Source organism: Rhizobacter sp. P2_H2, from assembly GCF_056403375.1.
The window spans coordinates 1-2,451 of sequence record NZ_JBFUFP010000828.1 but is presented as its reverse complement, the minus strand read 5'-3'; the positions used below and the strand labels follow the sequence as shown (position 1 = coordinate 2,451).

At 67.4% G+C, this 2,451-nt stretch carries 2 protein-coding genes and 1 pseudogene; all 3 read right to left on the bottom strand.

All coding sequences use genetic code 11. From position 1 onward, the window contains the following. Nucleotides 1-1,114: ABC transporter permease (locus AC1D15_RS26940; RefSeq protein WP_477828417.1), on the bottom strand; the 1,114-nt coding region annotated here is incomplete at its 3' end. Between the two features lie 21 nt (nt 1,115-1,135). Further along, nucleotides 1,136-2,119 (bottom strand): ABC transporter permease, encoded by a 984-nt coding sequence (locus tag AC1D15_RS26935; RefSeq protein ID WP_047510525.1) that lies wholly within the window; start codon nt 2,117-2,119, stop codon nt 1,136-1,138. Between the two features lie 3 nt (nt 2,120-2,122). Continuing rightward, nucleotides 2,123-2,451: pseudogene (locus tag AC1D15_RS26930) on the bottom strand (ABC transporter substrate-binding protein); the annotation flags it as partial.

The following is a 2,451-nucleotide window of genomic DNA, read 5'->3' as shown; positions in this document are numbered from 1 at the left end:
GCCACGAGCTGACGCCGAACGCGGTGGCGGCCTGCACGTAATCGAGCTCGCGCAGCTTCATCGTCTCGGCGCGCAGCAGCCGGCACAGCGTGGCCCAGCCGGTCAGGCCGAGGATCACGCACAGCAGGAAGAGCCGCACGTCGGCGCGCTCGGCGCCGGTCTCGAACAGGTCGGGGTGGGTGTCGATGAAGACCTGCATCATCAGCACGCAGGCGGCGATCAGCAGCACGTTGGGCACCGACGACAGCGTCGTGTAGAGGTACTGGATCACCTCGTCGATCCAGCCCTTGAAATAGCCCGCCAGGATGCCGAGTGCGACCGCGAGTGGAAGCGTTGCCACTGTCGACAGGCTGCCGATCACGAACGCGGTGCGGATGCTCTTGAAGGCCTGGTACAGCACGTCGTTGCCGGTGCGGTCGGTGCCGAACACGTGGTACTGGGTCGCGAGCGCGAAGATCGGCCCGAAGACCGCGCACAGCACCAGCACGGTGATCAGGCCGGCGCGCAGCGGCAGGTCGGTGTGGTTGTGCAGCAGCTGGTGCCACGCCTGGCGCCAGGTCCAGCCGTTGACGCGCGCGACCACCGCGGCCACCGCCGACACGATGGCCAGCCCGACCAGCATGCCGATCACGAGGCCCAGCAGGGCACGCCGCGCCACGTCGCCGGCCCACTCGGCCGCATCGTCCTTCAGGTGCGCGCCGCCGTGGTCGAGCCGTGGGAAGATGCGCTCGGTGCGGCCGTTGACCTCGCGCGAATCCTTCGTGAAGGCACGCGTGGCGAGCGGCGCTGAATAGGTGGTCTCGCGCCCCTCGACCTGCGTCGAGAGCACCACGTCGAGCAGCGATTCGGTGCGCGTGCTGTAGGCCTGCGCCTGCTGCGCGCCGGCGCTCGCGGCGTTCTGCAGCGCGCGCCGGAAGTGCACGCTGTCGACCACCGCGACGCCGAGGAACACCAGCAGGATCACCGCCGAGCACATCGCCGCCGGGTCATGGAACACCTTCAGCCACGAGGCGCGCAGGTTGGGGCTGCGGTGGATGCGCCAGCCGTACACGAACAGGGCGAGCACGAGCAGCATCACCACCACGTCCGACCACAGGAAAACAATCTTCGGCATGAGTTCAGTCCCGGTGCGCGCTCAGCTGAGCCGGACCCGGGGATCGACCCAGGTGTACGCGATGTCGATGAGGATGTAGGTGCCGATGTACAGCAGTGAGCCGATGAAGACGATGGAGCGCAGGATCGCGAAGTCCTGCCCCGAGATCGCATCGATCACGTAGGCACCCAGGCCCGGGATGCCGAAGAAGCTCTCGAACACCAGGCTGCCGAGGAACACGTAGGGCAGGTAGCTGCCGGCACTGGTGATGATCGGGATCAGCGCGTTCGGCAGCACGTGGCGGAACAGCACGCGCGGCTCCGACAGGCCCTTGGCGCGCGCGGTGCGCACGTAGTCGCGGCCGATCTCCTCGAGGAACATCGCGCGGTACAGCCGCCCTTCCCCGCCCAGGCGCGACAGCAGCGACAGGATCACCGGCAGGATCAGGAAGCGCACCGCATCAAGCCCCGGCGCGAAGCCCGAGATCGGCACCAGCCGGAACATGCGCGAGAACAGGAACTGCCCGACGATGATGTAGAACAGGCTGCTGATCGACAGCATCAGCACGCAGGCGACCACGCCCCAGAAGTCGATGCGCGAGTTCTTGAAGAACACCAGCAGCAGCGCGAAGCCCACGCTCGCGACGATCTGCAGCAGGAACAGCGGCACCGCGAGCTGCAGGCTGACCCACATGCGGGTGCGGATCTCATGGCCGATGTCGGTGGCGCTGCGCGCGTCGGAGCGGCCGAACTTCAGCGCCAGCAGCGAGACCGAGCGGTCCCAGAACACGGTGTCGGTGATGCGCTCGAGGCCGCTCGCCTTGTCGTTGACGTACAGCGGCTTGTCGTAGCCGCGCTCGGTCTTCCACTTCTCGATCTGCTCCTGCGTGACGCGCTTGCCGCCGATGTTCAGGCGCGCCATGTCGTCGGGCGTGTTGACGGTGAAGAACAGCAGGAAGGTGAACAGGTTGACCCCGAGCAGGATCAGGAAGCCRTAGAAGCCACGGCGGATCACGTAGTTCAGCATCGGTCAGGCTTTCGCGGGACGGGTGGCGACGCCGGCCAGGGCGTTGGCGCGTTCGCGGGCGATGAAGCCGCGCCGCGCGATCCAGGCGAGCAGCGCGAGCGCCGCCGCGATCAGCAGCAGCGGCCAGTACACCGGGTGGTTCCACTCGGCCTGCTTCGCGGTGCGCAGCACCGGGTCGAGCCGGTGGTAGCGCACCATGTCGCGGATCATGATGGTCGGCTTGCCGTTGTAGACCCACTGCTGGTAGGCGCCGGCGGCATACGGGTAGTAGCCGAACGACCAGACCGCGTCCTTGCGCGCGATGTCGACCATCTCGTCGATCACCTTCTGCT